Source organism: Bdellovibrio sp. HCB290 (genome assembly GCF_047305925.1).
GTDB lineage: Bacteria > Bdellovibrionota > Bdellovibrionia > Bdellovibrionales > Bdellovibrionaceae > Bdellovibrio.
In genome coordinates this window covers 12,582-31,793 of record NZ_CP178620.1, presented here as the reverse complement: position 1 = coordinate 31,793, position 19,212 = coordinate 12,582, and the positions used below count along the sequence as shown (strand labels likewise).

21 protein-coding genes are annotated in these 19,212 nt (G+C 45.5%); 11 read left to right on the top strand and 10 right to left on the bottom strand.

The annotated features are described in order from the left end of the window. Positions 1 to 27: 27 nt before the first annotated feature. Positions 28 to 231, top strand: a complete 204-nt coding sequence (locus ACLVWU_RS00160; RefSeq protein WP_413576435.1) for a hypothetical protein — start codon at positions 28 to 30, stop codon at positions 229 to 231. Between the two features lie 57 nt (positions 232 to 288). Here the strand turns inward: ACLVWU_RS00160 and ACLVWU_RS00155 are convergent, their stop codons facing one another. The 4 genes from ACLVWU_RS00155 to rpsF form a co-directional block, all read right to left on the bottom strand. Beyond that, entirely contained in the window at positions 289 to 1,311 is a 1,023-nt protein-coding gene (locus ACLVWU_RS00155) for a S1 family peptidase (RefSeq protein ID WP_413576434.1), read from the bottom strand. 200 nt (positions 1,312 to 1,511) lie between these two features. Continuing rightward, complete coding sequence (rplI, locus tag ACLVWU_RS00150) at positions 1,512 to 1,958, bottom strand: 50S ribosomal protein L9 (RefSeq protein ID WP_413576433.1); 447 nt, start codon at positions 1,956 to 1,958, stop codon at positions 1,512 to 1,514. A 42-nt stretch (positions 1,959 to 2,000) separates the two neighbouring features. Beyond that, positions 2,001 to 2,888, bottom strand: coding sequence for a DUF2232 domain-containing protein (locus ACLVWU_RS00145; protein ID WP_413576432.1), 888 nt, complete (start codon positions 2,886 to 2,888; stop codon positions 2,001 to 2,003). Between the two features lie 19 nt (positions 2,889 to 2,907). Beyond that, positions 2,908 to 3,354 (bottom strand): 30S ribosomal protein S6, encoded by a 447-nt coding sequence (gene rpsF / locus ACLVWU_RS00140; protein WP_413576431.1) that lies wholly within the window; start codon positions 3,352 to 3,354, stop codon positions 2,908 to 2,910. Between the two features lie 145 nt (positions 3,355 to 3,499). Between rpsF and ACLVWU_RS00135 the strand changes: the two genes are divergently transcribed. Beyond that, complete coding sequence (locus ACLVWU_RS00135; protein ID WP_413576429.1) at positions 3,500 to 4,189, top strand: FHA domain-containing protein; 690 nt, start codon at positions 3,500 to 3,502, stop codon at positions 4,187 to 4,189. Positions 4,190 to 4,206: 17 nt separating this feature from the next. Next, positions 4,207 to 5,088, top strand: a complete 882-nt coding sequence (locus tag ACLVWU_RS00130; protein WP_413576428.1) for an alpha/beta fold hydrolase — start codon at positions 4,207 to 4,209, stop codon at positions 5,086 to 5,088. Here ACLVWU_RS00130 and ACLVWU_RS00125 read toward each other — a convergent pair. The 6 genes from ACLVWU_RS00125 to ACLVWU_RS00100 form a co-directional block, all read right to left on the bottom strand. Continuing rightward, complete coding sequence (locus tag ACLVWU_RS00125) at positions 5,085 to 5,648, bottom strand: hypothetical protein (protein WP_413576427.1); 564 nt, start codon at positions 5,646 to 5,648, stop codon at positions 5,085 to 5,087. The two genes, ACLVWU_RS00130 and ACLVWU_RS00125, sit on opposite strands and share 4 nt — an antisense overlap. Positions 5,649 to 5,779: 131 nt before the next feature. Then, positions 5,780 to 7,381, bottom strand: a complete 1,602-nt coding sequence (locus ACLVWU_RS00120; protein ID WP_413576426.1) for a S8 family serine peptidase — start codon at positions 7,379 to 7,381, stop codon at positions 5,780 to 5,782. A gap of 160 nt (positions 7,382 to 7,541) precedes the next feature. Beyond that, positions 7,542 to 7,787 (bottom strand): hypothetical protein, encoded by a 246-nt coding sequence (locus tag ACLVWU_RS00115; RefSeq protein ID WP_413576425.1) that lies wholly within the window; start codon positions 7,785 to 7,787, stop codon positions 7,542 to 7,544. A gap of 216 nt (positions 7,788 to 8,003) precedes the next feature. Next, positions 8,004 to 8,792: a succinate dehydrogenase/fumarate reductase iron-sulfur subunit gene (locus ACLVWU_RS00110; protein WP_413576424.1), complete on the bottom strand. Its 789-nt coding sequence runs from the start codon at positions 8,790 to 8,792 to the stop codon at positions 8,004 to 8,006. A 10-nt stretch (positions 8,793 to 8,802) separates the two neighbouring features. Continuing rightward, entirely contained in the window at positions 8,803 to 10,719 is a 1,917-nt protein-coding gene (locus ACLVWU_RS00105; RefSeq protein WP_413576423.1) for a fumarate reductase/succinate dehydrogenase flavoprotein subunit, read from the bottom strand. Between the two features lie 12 nt (positions 10,720 to 10,731). Further along, complete coding sequence (locus tag ACLVWU_RS00100; protein ID WP_413576422.1) at positions 10,732 to 11,388, bottom strand: succinate dehydrogenase cytochrome b subunit; 657 nt, start codon at positions 11,386 to 11,388, stop codon at positions 10,732 to 10,734. Between the two features lie 182 nt (positions 11,389 to 11,570). On the opposite strand from ACLVWU_RS00100, the gene ACLVWU_RS00095 reads away from it, so the two are divergent. The 8 genes from ACLVWU_RS00095 (at position 11,571) to ACLVWU_RS00060 (ending at position 19,119) form a co-directional block, all read left to right on the top strand. Continuing rightward, the gene (locus ACLVWU_RS00095) at positions 11,571 to 12,344 is read left to right on the top strand and encodes an electron transfer flavoprotein subunit beta/FixA family protein (protein WP_413576421.1); all 774 of its coding nucleotides are present in this window, start codon (positions 11,571 to 11,573) and stop codon (positions 12,342 to 12,344) included. A 9-nt stretch (positions 12,345 to 12,353) separates the two neighbouring features. After that, positions 12,354 to 13,322 (top strand): electron transfer flavoprotein subunit alpha/FixB family protein, encoded by a 969-nt coding sequence (locus ACLVWU_RS00090; protein WP_413576420.1) that lies wholly within the window; start codon positions 12,354 to 12,356, stop codon positions 13,320 to 13,322. 161 nt (positions 13,323 to 13,483) lie between these two features. Then, positions 13,484 to 13,978 (top strand): DUF374 domain-containing protein, encoded by a 495-nt coding sequence (locus ACLVWU_RS00085; protein WP_413576419.1) that lies wholly within the window; start codon positions 13,484 to 13,486, stop codon positions 13,976 to 13,978. 53 nt (positions 13,979 to 14,031) lie between these two features. Continuing rightward, positions 14,032 to 14,841 (top strand): peptidylprolyl isomerase, encoded by an 810-nt coding sequence (locus tag ACLVWU_RS00080; protein ID WP_413576418.1) that lies wholly within the window; start codon positions 14,032 to 14,034, stop codon positions 14,839 to 14,841. A 12-nt stretch (positions 14,842 to 14,853) separates the two neighbouring features. Next, the gene (locus ACLVWU_RS00075) at positions 14,854 to 15,822 is read left to right on the top strand and encodes a peptidyl-prolyl cis-trans isomerase (protein ID WP_413576417.1); all 969 of its coding nucleotides are present in this window, start codon (positions 14,854 to 14,856) and stop codon (positions 15,820 to 15,822) included. Then, positions 15,815 to 16,759: a peptidylprolyl isomerase gene (locus ACLVWU_RS00070; RefSeq protein ID WP_413576416.1), complete on the top strand. Its 945-nt coding sequence runs from the start codon at positions 15,815 to 15,817 to the stop codon at positions 16,757 to 16,759. Before ACLVWU_RS00075 ends, ACLVWU_RS00070 begins: the two co-directional genes overlap by 8 nt. Beyond that, the gene (locus tag ACLVWU_RS00065; protein ID WP_413576415.1) at positions 16,752 to 17,708 is read left to right on the top strand and encodes a 4-hydroxythreonine-4-phosphate dehydrogenase PdxA; all 957 of its coding nucleotides are present in this window, start codon (positions 16,752 to 16,754) and stop codon (positions 17,706 to 17,708) included. The genes ACLVWU_RS00070 and ACLVWU_RS00065 overlap by 8 nt, the downstream gene beginning before the upstream one ends. Before the next feature lie 43 nt (positions 17,709 to 17,751). Then, positions 17,752 to 19,119, top strand: a complete 1,368-nt coding sequence (locus tag ACLVWU_RS00060; RefSeq protein ID WP_413576414.1) for a phosphomannomutase/phosphoglucomutase — start codon at positions 17,752 to 17,754, stop codon at positions 19,117 to 19,119. The last annotated feature ends 93 nt before the right edge of the window (positions 19,120 to 19,212 follow it).

The following is a 19,212-nucleotide window of genomic DNA, read 5'->3' as shown; positions in this document are numbered from 1 at the left end:
GCACCTATAACTTGCACGGAGGCGGATATGGATAAGGGTCTTGCGCAAACAGTGATCGAGGCAACAGGCCTTCCACAACGACCTGTAGATAACGAACTACAGAAGCTGATGTCAGCACATGGAACTAGTGCCGAAGAACTCACTATCGAGCAGCTGCGAGAAATCATGGCGGATTACCTGAATCAGGTTTTCCTAGAGATCGCTTGCGAGGAAGAAACAAAGTCCGCGTAAAAAACAAAAAGGCCCCGGGATCACCGAGGCCTTTTCAATTTCTAATTTATATCAAAACTACTTTTTCGGAGCGTTCAATTGAGCGATCGCTTTCGCAACGAACTCGCCCCACTGCGCGTTTACTTTGCCGTAGATCGCGTAGTTTGAGCAGTCGTCGATACCGTCTTGACCAGTTCCGCGGCTAGTTACACCCCAAAGGTATTCAACACCACCGATATTGATAAATGCCGGACCACCAGAGTCACCGTGGCAAGCACCTTTACCTTGGGATTGATCCAAAGCAACTTCAGATTCACCGTAAGCTTGAATAACGTATACGTCTGTCTTTTTAAGAATGTTTTCGTTTTCTTGAGTCAGGATGTAGCAAGTAGTTCTGTCGTACGTGCAACCGATTTGACCGCTAGCGATAGCTGCATCAAGATCCGGGTAGTTCTTAAGATCTACTTTTTCTTTCTTAACGTTCGTCAAACCGTAACCAGCCAAAGTAACTTTTGCACCGTTTTTCAAAACAGTTTCATCAGTCAGGATGTTTGCGATTTGGTAGTTCTTAGGAATTTTACCTTGGATTTTGATAACAGCGTAATCGTAGTTATCTGCACCTTGATCGCGATCTGACAGTTCAACGCCATCGCCATTCGGATTGCCGGATTTTTTTAGCTTCTCGATTGTAGCACGAAGACGGGCATCACCTTCACCGTATCTTGGGTGAACAACAACGCCAGTTACAGCCTGGATGTTTGTTCTGTCCATTTTGTTCAAGTCTGTTGCGAAGACTACGTACATAGCAGCTTTTTTGTATTCGTTACCTGGTACACAGTGAGCAGCAGTAAGGATCGTGTTTTCGCTAACGATAGAGCCTGTGCACAAGAACTGACCTTCTTGATCGTCTTGAGTCAGAACATTCACAACGATAGATACCGTGGATTTTCTGATCACATCTGAATCAGCTACAGCGTCACCGCCAATGATTCCGTTGGAAGAGTCAGCTACTAGAGAAGCTGATTTATTAGGAGTACAAGCCGCGATCGTCGCTAGTGCACCGATGGATAAAGCAAATTTAAGTGAATTGATTGTTCTCATGGAAACCCCTCCAATGGCGCCTTTAAACACCCAAATTGGAACCAGGGCAATATAAAAAATTCGATGTAATCCATAAGATTACGTTATGGTAAAGTTGACAAAAGGGTCTCTGAGAGAAATTTCCCCACAAGCCGAGGACAAACAAAAAAAGGCCCCGGTTTCCCGAGGCCTTTTCATAGTTTTGCTTACTATAAGGTAAATTATGCGCGCTCAACTGCGATTTGGATCTTAGCTTCCAAACCTTCAGCGTAACGGATAACCGCTTTGTGTTGACCCAATACTTTGATTGGCTCTTCCAAGTGGATATCGCGACGGTCGATAGAGTGACCCATTTTTTGAAGCTCTTTAGAGATATCTGTAGTTGTTACAGTACCGAAAAGCTTGTCAGAGTCAGCACCAGCTTGAAGCTTGAACATTACAGTTGTGCCGTTGATTTTGTTCAAAAGCTCTTGGCGTTCAGCCAATGCTTTTTTCTTTTTAGTCTCAGCAACGCGTTTCAAGTGTTCGTACTCTTTTACGCGCTTTTCTGTAGCTTCAGCAGCCAATTTACGTGGGAACAAGAAGTTTCTAGCGAAACCTTCAGAAACGTTCACCAACTCACCAACACGGCCTACATCTTTTACGTCTTTTTGAAGAATAACTTTCATGTGATCTCCAGTACTTCGGCATAGCCGAAGTGAATTTAGTAATTAGCTGGTTTTGGGAGCCGTCAACTTGCGAATTCGACTTCTAAAATCCAACCAGTAATCGATCAAACCAATGACACTTAAAACAAGTACCAACTGGCCGACCAAGATTATGTATATCAAAACTCGCGTGAACGTTCCTGCTCGCATCGAATTTAGACATACCTCCAACACCGCTAACCCCTGAAAAAAATAAAGAACGAGTGCTACGTTCACTATATTAACTGCGAGGATCGCAATGGCCTTACCGCCAAAACTCACCATTGTTAGAAGGAAGGCAGTCATCGCAACCCAGATAAAAAAATCGGGCAGGCGATATTCTAACAAATTGAGCTGAGAGGCAATTTTCTCGCGGGGCAAATTGAGCCACGAAAAAACCCTTCTCTCAAAAATTAGCCCCACACCTAAAGCGAGAATCAAAGTAATCGCGATGGCTGATGGAACTTGCTGCATCAGAACTGAAGCGTCCAATTTAACTGCGGGATTCATTTTCTGAATCTGCTCTGTAAACTGTTCGACCAGTTTTTGAACTTCAGCGTACGTGTTAATCCCGTTCACTTTGAATGCGCCGTAAAGAGAGATGCTTGCAGCACCTGTCCCAAGCAGCACGCTCAGTATGCCGGATTTCCACCACCCAAGACCTCTTTGCTCAAGTTCATTGTATACTCCTAAAGTCATCCAAACGGAGCCAATGAACATTGCTAAAGGTTGAGCGTTGAGGAGCCACGCAGCCCCTGTTACGAACAGTCCCAGGATCCAAAAGGCCCAAGGACCGTAAGCCTGACGGAGCACACGAAGAAGAGGAGCGCCGAACACCACCGTCATCATCGACAACAAAATCGAGAGAGATGAAACTGTGATGAATTTCTGTGGAGACGCGGACTTCTTCATGGCTTACGCCCTTTACTAATTACTCGCCACGCTCAGCGCGGTCTGCTTTAGCAGCAGCAAACGCAGCTTTGCGAGCTTGCATTTTAGCTTCGCGCTCTTTTTCACGAGCAGCGGATTCAGAAAGACCTTTTTTGAAGCCTTCCATGAATTTAGCCAAAGAAACACGCTCATCAAGACGAGTGTGCATGAAGCGAAGTACTTTGTCGTTGATACGCATAGTACGTTCCAACTCAGCGATAGCTTGTGTGTCAGCTTCGAATGTAGAGTGGAAGTATGTCGCTTTTTTCAACTTGCCGATTGGAGTCGCCAAGTTACGTTTGCCCCAAGTTTCCAAAGAGTTGATAGTCCCTTTGAAAGACTCGATAGTTGCTTTGTTCTTCTTGAAAAGATCTTTTTGATCCTCAAGAGTTGCATCTGGATGCATAAGAACAACAACCTCGTAAGGCATAGTGTTTTTAGTTTCCATGTATAATCCTTTCGGTTAAAGCCCCCACCATACAAGGGTAGGAACAAGGATGACTTTTAAAATGTTTAACGGGTTTAGCACGCCTTAAGTTTGAGCACAAGGAATAGTCCTTTGAAACATGGGAATCCAGCCCTATCATACCTAAATGGTCACTTTTATTGAGATTCTTAATGGCGTTAACGAAGGCTCGCGGCTGCAACTGCGCGACGGAATGACCCTGGGCAGATCCCAGGCGGACATCGTTATTAAGGATCCAAAGGTTTCAGGAACCCACGCGCAGGTGGCTCTGGATGGTAAGGCTCAATTGGTCTTATTGGATCTGGATTCCTCAAACGGTCTATATATATCTGGTCGCCGTGTGAAAAAAGTGGCGTTAATTCCGGGAGTTATCTTCGAGATCGGCCGTACTCAGTTCAAAGTTATTAGCGTTGAAGAAGAGGACGCGGGAAGTTTCGAGCGCCTTCTGACTTGGCGCAACATTTTGGGCGCAAAGATTCCCGAGGCGCAAATCGAAAACACCGACCCCAAGTTTGAAATCGAAAGATTCTCTCCCGCACTAAAGCTCACGTTCCTTCGCGGCATTCAGGCCGATGAGGAAATTATTTTAGGGTACGGCCCCCGAACCGCGGGAGCTGACTCCCTGGATATTGAGCTTTTGGATGTGGATGCACCTCGCGATGCTTTCAAATTGAAGGCCTTGCCGGGCCAGGTTCAACTGCAGGTTTTAGCCACAGGGCGAGTTACTTTGAATAATAAAAAGGTCTCTGCCGAAACTCTGCAGGATGGTGATATGATTTCTGTCGGCAACACCGTAATAAAAGTTTCTTATCTCTAGCGAGGCCAGGACACGTCATGGAAACAACTCCCAAAAGCATCGGTACCTTTGAAAGCTATGACGGAACTTCCATCTATTACGAAACTCACGGGCAGGGTGATCCAATAGTATTGATCTATGGAATCGCTTGTCCTATTAATCACTGGCATTATCAGATCGAGTATTTTTCCCGCAACTATCAGGTGATTGCCTTTGATATGCGCGGCCACCACAAAAGCACACCAATAGCAGACATGAGCCAGTTGACCATGGAGGCCGTTTGCAAAGATATCGCAGGTCTTCTGGAGCATCTGGGAATTAAAAGTGCGCACTTTGCAGGGCACAGCTTTGGTGCGCCGGTGTTGTTGAATTTATATTCGCTTCATCCGGAAATAATTCGCTCGATGGTTTTCATTAATGGCTTCGCCCGCAACCCGATCAAAGGAATGTTTGGTCTGGATGTGGTTGAGCCATTTTTCTATTTCGTCAAAGGCCAATACGATAGTGCTCCGGACCTGTGGAATACTCTGTGGAAAGTTGCCGTTGATAATCCACTGGCCATGTATGCAACAGCTTTGGCGGGCGGATTCAATCTGCGTGTGACACATTTTAAAGATATTGAGGTGTACTGCCGTGGCGTTGCACGCATGAATCTGAAGGTGTTCATTGCGCTTTTTGAAGAGCTCATGAAATTCGATGGCGAACCCATTCTGGAAACAATTGATGTTCCCGTGCTGGTGATTTCCGGAGAAAACGACGCCGTCACGCCAATTCGCTTTCAGTATCACCTGAAAGAAAAAATCAAACACTCAGAGTTTGTGTTGGTGCCGTATGGGTCCCACTGTACTCAGTTGGACTTTCCCGATTACACCAATCTGAAAATCGAAAAATTCCTGACTGAAGGAATCTCCAAAATCTAAAGCCCTTCCAGACGGCGGCGACGAAATTTAAACAATGCCGCGCCCAACAGCAAAGCCGCAGCCAGCAAGTGGATGTTATGATCCCTTGTGCCCATTTCCAGGCGCTCTGGCGAAACAATCCAAAGAAAATCATCACGCTCTGTGCGTCCCACAGTTGGAATGCCCGGTGTGCCTACCACGTATCCCAGGATGCCAATCACCGCAAAGAAAGATCCCACAATCAGCGCGCACTTCTTGGCATGCACTTCTTGTTTAAATCCAAACCACACCAGTGCTGAGCCGGTGATTAAGTGAATGATGTTGTGGGAGTAAGAAAGATGAGCTCCAAGAAAGTTATCCATCACAAAGCCGACAAAGCCCATAACGATCAGACACAAGCCCACGATTACGCTGGTTTCTTGCGCGAAGGTTTTTCTTTCAAATGCAGTTTCATCAACACGCTTGTGAACCGGCTCCCGCTTTTGCGATTGCACGGGCCCTTTTTGCGGACCACGGTTGTAAGATCCAGGTTGCGGTTTACGTTGGGGGGTCGGTCTGTTTCGCTCCAATTCGGGTTCCATGAAACCTCCACTGGCTCTAAGTATCCGGTTTCCCGGATTGAAAGGCAGCTTTACAGATTCAGACCTGATTAAAAACAAAAAGCCATCCCGTATTACGAGATGGCTTCTTTCGGAATTAATAAACTTCCAGACTATCGGTAGGCGATCTTTGTAATGTCAAAGCCGTAGCGATTTACAGAGTCGTCTGATGTGAACACGATCTTAGCAGAACTGCCTTCGATCACGCTGCTCAAAGTGTCATCTGCCTTACCGGAAATAGTTTGCACCAGTTTTCCAGTGGAATCGTAGATCTGAACTTTGTCATAATCACGTTCTGTATCGAATTTTTCGAAGTAAATCGCGATTTGCTTCGCGCCCGGAACATTCACTTCAAACGTTTCGTTTGATTTGCTTGCGTACGGGTGAGCGGAAGAAACGTTAGCCGGAGTTGTGCTCCAGTTAACTGGATCATTTGGATCTGGAACCGGCTCAGTGTTTGTCAAAGCCGTGAATGCATTAGCAATACCTTTAGTGCGAACTTTTCCACGCAAAGTTGGGAAAGGTTTCGCCGTCGCCATAATGCGCTCTTTGATTTCCTGACCTGTCAAAGCTGGTTCGTTGGAAGCAACCAGAGCTGCGATACCAGAAACGTGTGGAGTCGCCATGGAAGTACCAGAGTAAGAGCTGTAACCACCATTTTTAATGGAGGAAACAATGTTCACTCCCGGAGCCGCCACATGAACTTTAGTTTTTCCGTAGTTAGAGAAAGATGCCAAATTACCTTTGTCATCGATCGCTGCCACTGACAACACGTTTGGAATGTCATAAGTCGCTGGATAAGTTGGATTTGCATCATTGTCGTTGGATTCGTTACCCGCAGCTGCGACAAACAAAACACCTTTGTCGTTAGCTCTTTGAATCGCTTGCTTCAAAGTTTCAGAGTAGCCGCCGCCGCCCCATGAGTTAGAAAGGATTTTTGCACCCATGTTAACTGCGTAGTCGATACCTTTAAGTGCGCCTTCCAATGAACCAGAACCGTCAGCCGACAGGAATTTAACACCCATCAAACGAACATTCCAAGCAACACCCACGATGCCCGCACCATCGTCACCTTTTGCACCGATAGTACCAGAGCAGTGAGTACCATGGCTGTGATCATCAAGTGGATTGCCAGTTGGCTTTGCTGCATTTACGAAGTTTGCGCCGTAAATGTCATCAACAACACCGTTGCCATCATCATCGACCCCTGGCTGACCGTTTAGCTCAGCTTGGTTTGTCCACATGTTAGCTTTAAGATCTGGATGGTTATAGTCGATACCAGTATCGATAACTGCAACCAGTACATCGTTAGAACCAGTTGTGATATCCCATGCCTGCAAAGCACCAACGTCGACACCTGCAGTTGTCGTATTGTTCATACCCCATAGGCGGCCCAACATTGGATCATTTGGAGTTTTGTTAATACGATAGATAAAGTTTGGTTCAACGATATCAACCATTGGGTTTTGAGAAAGAGTTTTAACAACGCTTTCAGTAAGTTCGAATACCGGCTTTTTAATTACCACGATATTCATCTCAGGAATTGTGCTCTTTACATAAGCGCCCAATTGCTGACTAAGAATCTGTGTAGACTGAATAGCATACTGATTTTTAAGTTGAACAATGTATTCACCAGGCACAGCTTCAGGTTTAGCAGCGAACGCGCTTACAGAAACGAACAAACCGAGCATGGCTCTTCCGATAAGCCCTCTCATAATCCCCTCCTTCAATGGGTGATTTAGCCAGAGGAACGTCTCGGCAAAATTTGCCCACCCGGTCCCCAGTTCCAAAATGGTACCAATCGCAAAGTTAGGATTTTATTTGTTTTTAAATGAGGTCAAAAACCTAGACCTTAGTCTTGGGTTTATTCAGGGTTTATCCAGTCTTTGGTCTTGTTGGTCTTGTGGATTTTTCGTCTGCAAACCCAAAACTCATCTGTTCGGGCAGTTTGAACTGCACAATTTTTTCAGGATGCTGGGCCATTTCACGCTTTTCAGAGGGAGTAACAACGTTCACGCCTTCAGAAACCTTAATTAAATGCTTAATGAAGGCTTCTTTCACGCTATCGGGAGCGTTTTTGTTAAAACCCAGTTCTGCCATTAATTGATCAATCTTCTTCATAAGCCCATTCCTTGGTCTAGATTTCGGAAGTTTGATGTTCAAGCTTTAGGGGAAAATCACAGATGAAGGTCTAGGAGCTGTCTCTCATTGAGAAGGACCGATGATGCGGAATTTAAAGGTTAAAAATATAAATAAAAAAAGGGGCCCATGTTACTGAACCCCTTTAAATTACTTAATATTTTATGAACTACTCCGACGGGTCGGAGCACAGACTGATTAACCAGCGCCGCCGTCTTTATGCTTAGGTCTTTGAGTTAACACAGCTCCCAAGTACTGACGATTCATACGCGAGATGTTGGTTAGCTGAATATCTTTAGGACAAGCAGCTTCACACGCACCTGTCGTTGTACAAGCACCAAAACCTTCAGCATCCATCGCAGCAACCATGCGCAAAGCACGTTCGTCTTTTTCAACAGCACCTTGTGGAAGCAAAGCCATGTGAGAGATTTTAGCTGATGTAAACAACGCTGCAGAAGCATTCTTACAAGCCGCTACACACGCACCACAACCAATACAGGTTGCAGAGTTCATTGCTTCATCCGCATCCGCCTTAGGAATTAGGATTGCATTTGCATCTTGTGGGTTTCCCGTGTTTTGAGAGATGTAGCCACCAGATGCAATGATACGATCAAATGCAGAACGATCGACCATCAAGTCCTTGATGACTGGGAACGAGTTTGCTCTGAACGGTTCAATCGTCAAAGTATCACCGTCGTTATAGTTGCGCATGTGCAGCTGGCACACTGTCGTTGCTTTCAACTTACCGTGAGCTTCACCGTCGATTACGAAACCACAAGTACCACAGATACCTTCGCGGCAGTCATGGTCAAACGCAATTGGCTCTTCGCCTTTTGCAACGATCTCTTCATTCACTGCATCCAGCATTTCAAGGAAAGAAGCATGCTCAGAAACATTCTTAGCTTGGTACTCAACAAAGGAGCCTTGATCTTTAGTTCCTTTTTGTCTCCAAACTTTCAAAGTAAGATTCAAATTTTTTCCACTCATTGTATGCCTCTTATTTATAACTACGAGTTGCTAGATGAACGTTTTCGAATGCAAGTTCTTCTTTGTGACGAACAGATGTCTTCACATCGCCTGTGTATTCCCACGCAGCCACATGACAGAAATTAGCGTCGTCACGTTTTGCTTCACCGTTGTCTTGATATTCTTCACGGAAGTGACCACCACAAGACTCTTTACGCTCAAGAGCATCACGGCACATCAACTCGCCAAGCTCCAGGAAGTCGGCAACACGGCCGGCTTTTTCAAGCTCAACGTTAAGGTAATTTGGATCACCTGGAATACGAACATTCTGCCAGAACTCCTCACGAAGTTTTGGAATCTCTTGAAGGGCCTTTTTAAGACCGGCTTCATTACGACCCATTCCGCAGTTTTCCCACATGATGTTGCCCAGTTCTTTGTGGAAGCTGTCAACCGTGCGATTACCTTTGATACCGATAAGAGTGCTGATTTCTTTTTTCACGCCATCAGCCGCTGCTTTGAAAGCATCGTCTGTTACGGATACTTTGTTCAGCTTCGTGCCACCAAGGTAGTTACCAATAGAGTATGGAAGGACGTAGTAACCATCCGCCAAACCTTGCATCAATGCCGAAGCACCAAGACGATTTGCACCGTGGTCAGAGAAATTCGCTTCGCCTGCAATGAACAATCCTGGGATTGTTGATTGAAGGTTGTAGTCCACCCACAAGCCACCCATTGTGTAATGTGGGGCAGGGTAGATTTTCATTGGACGTTTATATGGATTTTCGCCCGTAATTTTATCGTACATTTCAAAAAGATTTCCGTAACGTTCAGAAATCTTATCTTCACCCAGACGTTTAATGGCGTCAGCGAAATCAAGGTAAACTGCTTTACCAGATTCGTTCACGCCACGTCCTTCATCGCAGGCATACTTAGCCTGGCGGGAAGCCACGTCACGAGGGGCCAAGTTACCAAAAGAAGGGTAAACGCGCTCCAAGTAGTAATCGCGCTCGTTTTCAGGAATGTCGTTAGGATGACGTTTATCACCAACAGCTTTTGGAACCCAAACACGGCCGTCATTACGAAGTGATTCAGACATCAAAGTCAGTTTTGACTGATTTTCACCATGAACCGGGATGCACGTTGGATGGATTTGCGTATAGCAAGGATTTGCAAAGTAAGCCCCACGTTTGTGGGCTTTCCAAGCAGCCGTTACCGCACAGTTCATCGCGTTTGTAGAAAGGAAGAATACGTTCGAGTAACCACCGGAAGCGACGATAACTGCATCTGCTTCATGGGATTCAATTTCACCAGTCAGCAAGTTACGAACGATAATACCACGTGCTTTGCCGTCGATAACAACTACATCCAGCATTTCACGACGGTAGCGAAGCTCCACCGAGCCTGCATCAACTTGTCTCATCATTTGCGAGTATGCACCCAACAGAAGCTGCTGACCTGTTTGACCGCGGGCATAGAATGTACGGGAAACTTGCGCACCACCAAATGAACGATTCGCCAAAGTTCCGCCGTATTCACGAGCGAACGGCACGCCTTGGGATACCATTTGGTCGATGATGTTCGCAGATACTTCAGCCAAACGATAAACGTTTGCTTCACGGGCGCGGAAGTCTCCGCCCTTAACTGTGTCGTAGAAAAGACGGTATGTAGAGTCACCATCATTTTGGTAGTTCTTCGCGGCATTGATACCACCTTGTGCCGCTACAGAATGGGCGCGGCGAGGGGATTCATGCACACAGAATACTTTTACTTTATAACCCAGCTCACCCAAAGAAGCTGCTGCAGATGCGCCCGCAAGGCCCGCGCCCACAACGATAACAGAGTGCTTTCTTTTGTTCGCTGGATTCACCAGTTTGTTTTCAAATTTTGCTTTTTCCCATTTGCCTTCGATTGGACCACTAGGAATTTTGCTGTCTAAGATATTAGCCATGACGATTGCCCCTTAGTGTGTAAGGAAAAGGTAAAGAGGTTGAGAGATAAAACCAAGCGCTACGATAATACCGTAACCAATGCTCAGCTTAGTCCAAACATTGCGGTAAGTTCCCTCCATCAATCCCAGGGACTGAAAAGTCGAACCCACACCGTGCTTCAAGTGAAAGCCCAAAAGCACAAGAGCAACCACATACCAAACAACGTAACCTGGCTGTTGGAATACTTCTTCCATCAGCTTCGCAAGGTCACGCATCGGCACGCCGCCTACGTTTGTTTCGTAAAAAGAACCGTATTTGAAGGTGATCAAATGTAAAATCACAAACACCAAAATCAAAGATCCCTGAATTGCCATCGTTCTAGAGGCAAGAGAAACTCTTTTTTTGCCGGCCGCGGCCACCGCATAACGCTGACCCTTGGCTTCGCGATTGTTTTTCGTCAATGAAATCGCCATTGAAACGTGAACTATCAAGGCCAAAACCAAAACTGCTTCGGCAATGTAGATGATTTTTCCGCTTGTCAGCGCATGGCCGTAAGCATTGTAAGCGTCATGGCTTACGAAAATGAGCATGTTTCCGGCCATGTGAGCCAGGACGAAACCTGCCCAAATTAGACCAGTCAAACCCATTAGGTATTTCTTCCCGACAGTGGATCCGAGAAATGAAAACATGGTGTGAAACCCCTTGTGTTATAGCTGTGAATTCTCATTAAGTTTTTAATTAACTTACTCCTCGGGGGTTTGATTTGTCCATGACCCCTGTCATGTTTCGCAACACGTTAGACTTTGAGGATTTAGTTTTGCCTCTGAAACCCTTTGCGATAGAACTGGTCCTCTAAAAACGGGGTAAAAATATGAAGATTTTCGTGTGCATCAAACAGGTGCCAGACACTGAAACTAAAATTAAAATCTCTCCCGACCAAACCGGTATCGATACGGCGGGGATTAAATGGGTTATGAACCCTTACGACGAATATGCTGTCGAGGAGGCTAACAAGCTTCGTGACGCAAATCCAGGCTCTCAAGTTTGGGTTGTGAGCGCGGGCCCTAAAGCTCGTGTTGTAGAATCTTTGCGTACTGCTCTTGCTATGGGCGCTGACGAAGCCATCGTAATCAACGGTGAAGGTCTGGATAACTTCTCAACTGCGAAAGCACTTGCTGAAGTGATCAAAGCTGAGGGCGGAATGAAAATCATTTTCACCGGCAAGCTTGCGATCGACGACAATGCTTCTTCAGTAAGCCAAATGATGGCTGAATTCTTAAACGTACCTCACACGACTGTGGTTTCTAAGTTCGCATTCAATGGCGAAAACGTAACCGTTGAACGTGATGTTGAGGGCGGAGCTAAAGAAGTTGTGCAAATGATGACACCAGCAGTGGTTGGCGCAAACAAAGGCTTGAACATGCCTCGTTACGCTTCTCTTCCTGGCATCATGAAAGCTAAGAAAAAAGTGATCAAAGAGATCGAATTCGCTTCTTTGAACATTCCGGCATCTGACATCAAAGTAAAATACTCTGGCATGACTCTTCCGGCAGATAAACCAGCAGTTAAAATGCTTTCTGGCGATTCTTCTGCACAAGCAGCAGAGCTAGTTAAACTTCTTCGCGACGAAGCGAAGGTTCTGTAGGAGTTGGCAATGGGTAAAGTATTAGTTTTTGCTGAACAAACAAACGGTAAATTGAAACGCAGCTCTATGGAACTTTTGCAAGCGGCCGCAAAATCCGGCAACACAGTAGTTGCTGTGACTTTCGGTTCTCACGCAGGTGATGTAACTGCAGCAATTGGCCACAACGGTGCTTCTGAAGTTCACGTTGTTAAAGATGCTTCTTTGGATTCTTACAATCCAGAGTCGTACACTACCAACATGGTTGCGATCGTAAACAAAGTTCAACCTTCCATCATCCTTTCTTCAGCTTCTTCAACAGGTAAGGACTTGTTCCCACGTGTTGCTGCTCGTTTGAACACAGGTGTTGCAAGTGATTGCACTCAGTTGACTATCTCTGGTGACAACGTAACTGCTGTTAAACCAATGTACTCCGGTAAAGCTTTTGCGACTGTTAACTTTGAAAACAGCCCGATCAAAATCGTATTGATGCGCGCAAATCAACTTCCAGTTGAAGCTGCTGACACATCAAAATCTGCAAGCGTTGTTGAGCACACAAACTCTGCAACTGATTTGAAAACTTTGATCAAAGAAATCGTTAAAGGCACTTCTGAGAAATTGGATCTGACTGAAGCGAACATCATCGTTTCTGGTGGGCGCGGCCTTAAAGAAGCAGCAAACTTCAAAGTATTGAACGATCTTGCTGACGTATTGGGTGCAACAGTTGGTGCGACTCGTGCGGTAGTGGACGCTGGTTGGGTAGGACACGGTATGCAGGTCGGTCAAACTGGTAAAACAGTGGCTCCTTCTTTGTACATCGCTGTCGGCATCTCTGGCGCGATTCAACATTTGGCAGGCATGGGCTCATCTAAAGTTATCGTTGCTATCAACAGCGATTCAAATGCTCCGATCTTCCAAAAAGCCACTTACGGTATCGTGGGTGACGCTCTTGAAATCGTTCCAAAATTGACTGAAGAGTTTAAAAAGGCTCTTCACCACTAGGCGTGTTTAGGAAATACATACTTCCTATTATCGTGTTTGTATTTTATCGAACCCTCTCATGGACGTGGAGGGTTCGTCTTTTCGAGCCTGAATCCCTAAAAGGATCCCTTAAAAACAGAAACCCGGTTGTCCTTGCTCACTGGCATGGTGACGAGCTGGCTTTGCTTTCGATTGTTAAGCGCTATCGAATTGCAACGATCGCATCGCAATCCAAAGACGGTGAGCTGATGGCCACTGTGTTGAAATGGATGGGTGCAAAAACCAGTCGCGGCTCGTCTTCGCGAGGAAGTGTGCAAGCCCTAAAAGGTCTTTTGCGTTTAGTAAAAGACGGGGGAAATTGCAGCTTTGCAGTCGATGGCCCCAAGGGCCCGTTACACAAAGTGAAGCCAGGTGTTTTCGAACTTTCACGCATGATTCATGGTCCGATATATGCGGCCGGCGTGTATGTTGATCGCGCAGTTTATTTCCCAAAATCCTGGAACAAAACTTTTCTACCAAAACCATTTGCGAAGGTTGTTATTGTTTGGAGCGAGAGCCTTCCTCCCGTCACAAAAGATCAGGATCCAAGAAACCCAGACCTTGCTCTAGAGTTAGAGTCCCTTTTGCACCGTACTCGCCAGCAAGCTGTTAATTTCATTGCGGATAATAAAGCCTAGTGCTAGCGTTTTAACATAGTTTGTATTCAACTTTTTAAAGGGACTTTTAAAGTATGAAATTAGTTATCAGCATCTTGATGCTCATCGCAGCACCAGCGTTCGCGCAAAAATCTTCTGAAGTGTTGGCTCAGGTGGGTAAAAGAACAATCACCCTGGACGAGTTCAACAAGAAGTACAACGACATCAAGTCTAAATCCACAAATCCACCGGCTAAAGAGCTTTTCCTGGAAGACATGGTTCGCTACGAAGTTGGTTTGCAAGAAGCTGAGAAACGCAATCTTGAAAAAGATCCTATCGTTCAGGATCAACTTCGCCAGGCAATGTACAAAGCTCTTCTTGAAAAAGAGCTGGGTCCTAAAATCCAAAAAATCACTATTTCTGACAAAGAAATGCAGAATTGGTACAAAAACAACCCTGAAATCCGTACCAGCAACATCCTGATTGAATTTAAACAAGGCGCGACTCCTGCCCAAATTGCTGAAGCACGTAAACGTGCAGAAGAAATTTATGCGGAAGTTAAAAAATCCAAGCGTCCATTTGAAGAGCTGGTTAAACTTTATTCTGACGATTCTATTTCCAAGCAAGCAGGTGGTGACATCGGCTGGCAATCTCGTGTTACAATCGTTCCTGCTTACTACGAAGCGGCTGTCTCAATGAAGGTTGGTGAGGTTAACGGGCTCATTGAATCTCCATATGGATTCCACATCGTTAAGCTGACAGGTCGTCGCAGCTTTGAAAACGCTGACAAACGTCAAATCAGAGCCGCAGTTTACGACGACAAGAGAAAAGACATCTTTAATGAGTACTTCGAGAAGTTGAAAAAGTCGTACTCCATCAAAGAGAACAAAAACCTTATCAAATAAGGAAATATTCTAATGAAATTCCTAAAGAGCCCCGTTAAAGCGGGGCTTTTTATTTTAGTCAGTATGGCTTTGGCGGGTTGTCCCTCCAATTATCAAAAACTTTCCAAGAAGCCTGTGCAAAAAGTTAATGAGCACGTTCTTACGGCCAAGGAATTCGCCAATCTGCTGGCGCGAAAGCTGAAAAACTTTGATGCCTTGGCAGCAAAAGATCCCAACAACGTTCAAAGAATCAAAGAAGAAGTTTTGCGGGACTTCCTGGTAAAAAGCCTGACACTTGATTGGGCCCGAGCTCAAAAAATCGTGGTTTCTGAAAGTGCTCTGGATAAAGAAGTGGATAAGTTGCGAGCCAACTATCCGGATGACCTTTCTTTCCGTCGCGCCCTGGCTCAGGAAAACCTGTCCTTTGCTGAATGGCGTGAAGAACTTCGCTACAGCCTGATTGAGCGTGAAGTCTTTAAAAAAATTAATGAAAAAGCCAAGCCCATCGCCGAAGACGAGATCAAGCGTTACTACGAAGATCACAAGGATATGTATAAACGCAAAGAGCGTATCTACATCCGTCAAATCGTCGTCGATGAAGAGGCCAAAGCAGATGCCATCAAAACTGATTTAAAAACCAAGGACTTTGCGGAGTTAGCCAAGAAGTTCTCTATCACGCCCGAGGCAAAAGCGGGTGGGGTTGTCGGTTGGATTGAAAAAGGCACTGTGGACTACTTTGATCGTCTGTTTACCAACTCTTCTGGCATCCAAACGATTAAAAGCCCCTTTGGGATCCATCTGATTCGAGTGGAAAAGAAGGCTCCAGCCTCCACTTTAAGCCTTGAGGAAGTTCGTCCCCAGATTACGCGTGCCCTTAAAGCACAACGCGAGCAGGCGGAATACGTCGCATGGCTTGATGCTCAGCTCAGAAGTAGTAAAGTCCTAAAGGATCACGAGTTGATGAACTCCATTTCCGTAGATACCAGAGGGAATAATGATTAGCTTACTTGTTTCATTACTTATTGCTGTACCTGTAAAGGCCGAGTTGGTTGAAAAAACTCTGGCAGTTGTAAACAACGAAATCATCCTGGAGTCAGACCTAAAAGAACTTCAAACCCGTATTACTAAACCAGGCATGATCGACGACGCTTTGACGGATGGCAAAAGTCTTGAAGAGCTGAAGAAAAACCGCAAAGCGCAAATGGAATACCTGATCAACGAGAAAATTATTTCTTCAGAGATCAAGCGCCTGAACCTGGCGGTTACCAATTCGCGCGTTGAGCAGGAATTCAAAGACCTCGCAAAAAGAAATAACGTCAGTGAAGCCGAGTTGATCAATATTCTAAAAGGCCAAGGCGTAGACATTCTTGAGTACAAAGTCTTTCTGAAAGAAAAAATTGAGAAATCGAGTTTGATGGACACCGAGATCATGTCCAAGATACGTATTTCTGATGAAGAAGCACTGAATGAGTATCTGAAAGCAAATCCTAAAAACAAACCTGCTATCGATGAATTCTCAGTCTCCCATATTTTCTTTAATCCAAAAAAAGGTGGCGGCGAGGCGGCCTTCAAACGCGCTGAAAACGTTCTTTCAAAATTGCGCTCTGGTGAAAATTTTGAAACATTGGCTCAGCAGTTCAGTGAAGATCCTAACTTTTCTTCTGGCGGCGCTTTGGGCACTTTCAAATCTGGCGAATTCATGCCGGAGGTTGAAGAGGCTATCGCGGGACTTTCCATTGGTGAAACCACAGGAATTATTAAATCGCGCATGGGCTTTCATATCGCGAAACTAACGGGTCGTAAGCTGACTCCGGATCCGAACTTTGAAAAACAAAAAGATCGCATCAAAGCCCAACTCATGGAAGCAAGCTTCAGACGTCAGTTGCGTCTATGGTTGCAAAGCAAACGTGACGACTCCTTCGTCAGAATCAATGAGTAACCTGCGAATCGCTCTTACCACCGGGGACGATGATGGCATTGGCTTTGAAGTCACTGCCAAGGCTTTGCACAAAGTCGGGCCCCAAAAAGGCATTCAGTTTTTCTTGTGGAGAAACGACAATGCCTCCGCAAAGTACCTGAAACTTATCGATCAGAAATTCAAACGCATCGTCGTGGATTCCCTGGAAGAGGCCCTTAAAATCGAAGGCCCTTACCTGATTGATATTTGTTCTGATTTGTCTCCGGCCCATTGGGTGGAAATTTCTGCGAAAGCTTGCATGAAGAAACAATTGCAGGGGATTGCAACAGCACCACTTTCAAAAACTTTGATCAAAGATGCTGGCTTTAAGGACCTTGGGCACACCGATATTCTTAAACGTATTTCAAAAACAAAAACTGTGCATATGGGCTTTGCTGGCAGCGAGTTTAATGTGGTTCTGGCCACAGGACATCTGCCAATTTCGCAGATAACAAAGCACATCAGCTTCAGCACCGTGGCTGAAGCCCTGATCAACGCAGATCGCTTGCGCCAGGCTTTGCCAAAGTCCCAAGGGAACAAGCCTATTGGAGTTCTAGGTTTAAATCCACATTCTGGCGAGCAGGGGATGATCGGTAGCGAAGAGCTTTTGGTTTTTCCTAACCTGGCATCTTTCGCGAAAGAAAAAGAGATTCCATTTTCTGGTCCCTTGGTTCCAGATGCAGCCTTTTTTAAGGACAATTGGAAGAAGTATTCGGTCTTTCTGTGCCTGTATCACGATCAGGGTTTGATTCCGTTTAAGATGATTCACGGTCAAGACAGTGGCGTGCACATCAGCCTGGGTATTCCTTTTGTCAGAACCAGTGTTGATCATGGCACTGCCAAGGATATTGCCGGCAAAAACAAAGCAAATCCAAACTCCATGATCGATGCAATAAAGTGGGCTGTTAATTTAACTCGACAGCAAGCTTAGTTAGTATTAAATCTAATCATTTCCACTACCTAGTGAGGTTATTATGTATCAACCGGTGATTTTCAGAGAGTACGACATTCGCGGCGTTTATAACGGTCAATTTGACGACAATTTCGCTTATCTATTGGCGCGCGCTTTTGTTGTACACATGAAGCAAAAAATGAACATCTCGAACCCAACGCTAACCATCGGCCACGATGCACGCGTAAGCTCGCCAGCGATCGTTAAGAGCATGGAACAGGGTTTCGTCGACTCTGGAGCTAAAGTTATTCACTTGGGCCTTGTAACAAGCCCTGTGTGCTATTTCTCAACATTCACCATGAAAGTGGATGGCGCAGTTCAAGTAACTGGCTCGCACAATCCGCCGGAATTCAACGGCTTCAAAATTTCTTTCGGCAAAACAACGATCTTTGGTGAAGAAATCCAGACTCTTCGCAAGATCATTGAAAAGGGCGAGTACATCGATGGCAAAGGCTCTGTAGAGTCTTTCGATATCCGTCCAAGCTACTACGAGCACTACAAAAAAGAATTCGGCCAAATGAAGAACGTTAAAGTCGTTTTGGATTGCGGTAATGGCGCTGGTGGTTCCGTGGTTCGCGGCCTGTTCGAAGCTTGCGGCTTAAAACCGACTATCATGTTTGAAGAACCAGATGGCACATTCCCAAATCATCACCCAGATCCAACTGTTGAAGAAAACCTGGTTGATCTTGCTGCTCAAGTCAAAAAAGAAGGTGCTGTTTGCGGTATCGGCTTTGACGGGGACGCAGATCGTATCGGTGTTGTCGATCATACGGGCCGCATGGTTTACGGTGACGAACTAATGACGATTATCTCCCGCGCGATCCTTGAAACAAACAAGGGAGCAAAAATTGTGGGTGATGTGAAGTGTTCTGATCGCTTGTACCACGATATCGCTAAACACGGTGGTCAGCCCATCATGTGGAAAACCGGTCACTCTTTGATCAAAGAAAAAATCAAAGTTGAAAAAGCACCATTCGGCGGGGAAATGTCCGGACACATCTTCTTTGCAGATCGTAACTTTGGTTATGATGATGCTCCTTACGCAGGTCTTCGCCTGGTAGAGATCATCGCGAAAACTGGAAAAACCATTCCTGAATTGCTTGCGGGACTTCCTCCAGCATTCAACACTCCAGAAATCCGCATCGACACGACTGAAGAGAAAAAAGTTTTGATCGTTGAGAAAATGAAAGAAGCCTTCAAGGGCGGCCCAGGCGCAGACTACAAAGTAGATCTAACCGACGGCATTCGCCTAAGCTTCGAAGACGGCTGGGCATTGTGCCGCTCTTCCAACACACAACCAGTATTGGTCGTGCGCTACGAAGCAACCACAGCCGAAGGCATGAAGCGCATCCAAGACCGCGTAGAAGCGGTAGTTAACAAATACCTTTAAAGGTAACAGTTCCCTTTTTGGAACGCAGTGAATAATAAGAATCAAAAGGGCTGGCGCTAAAACGTCAGCCCTTTTTTTATTACTAGTGCGGAC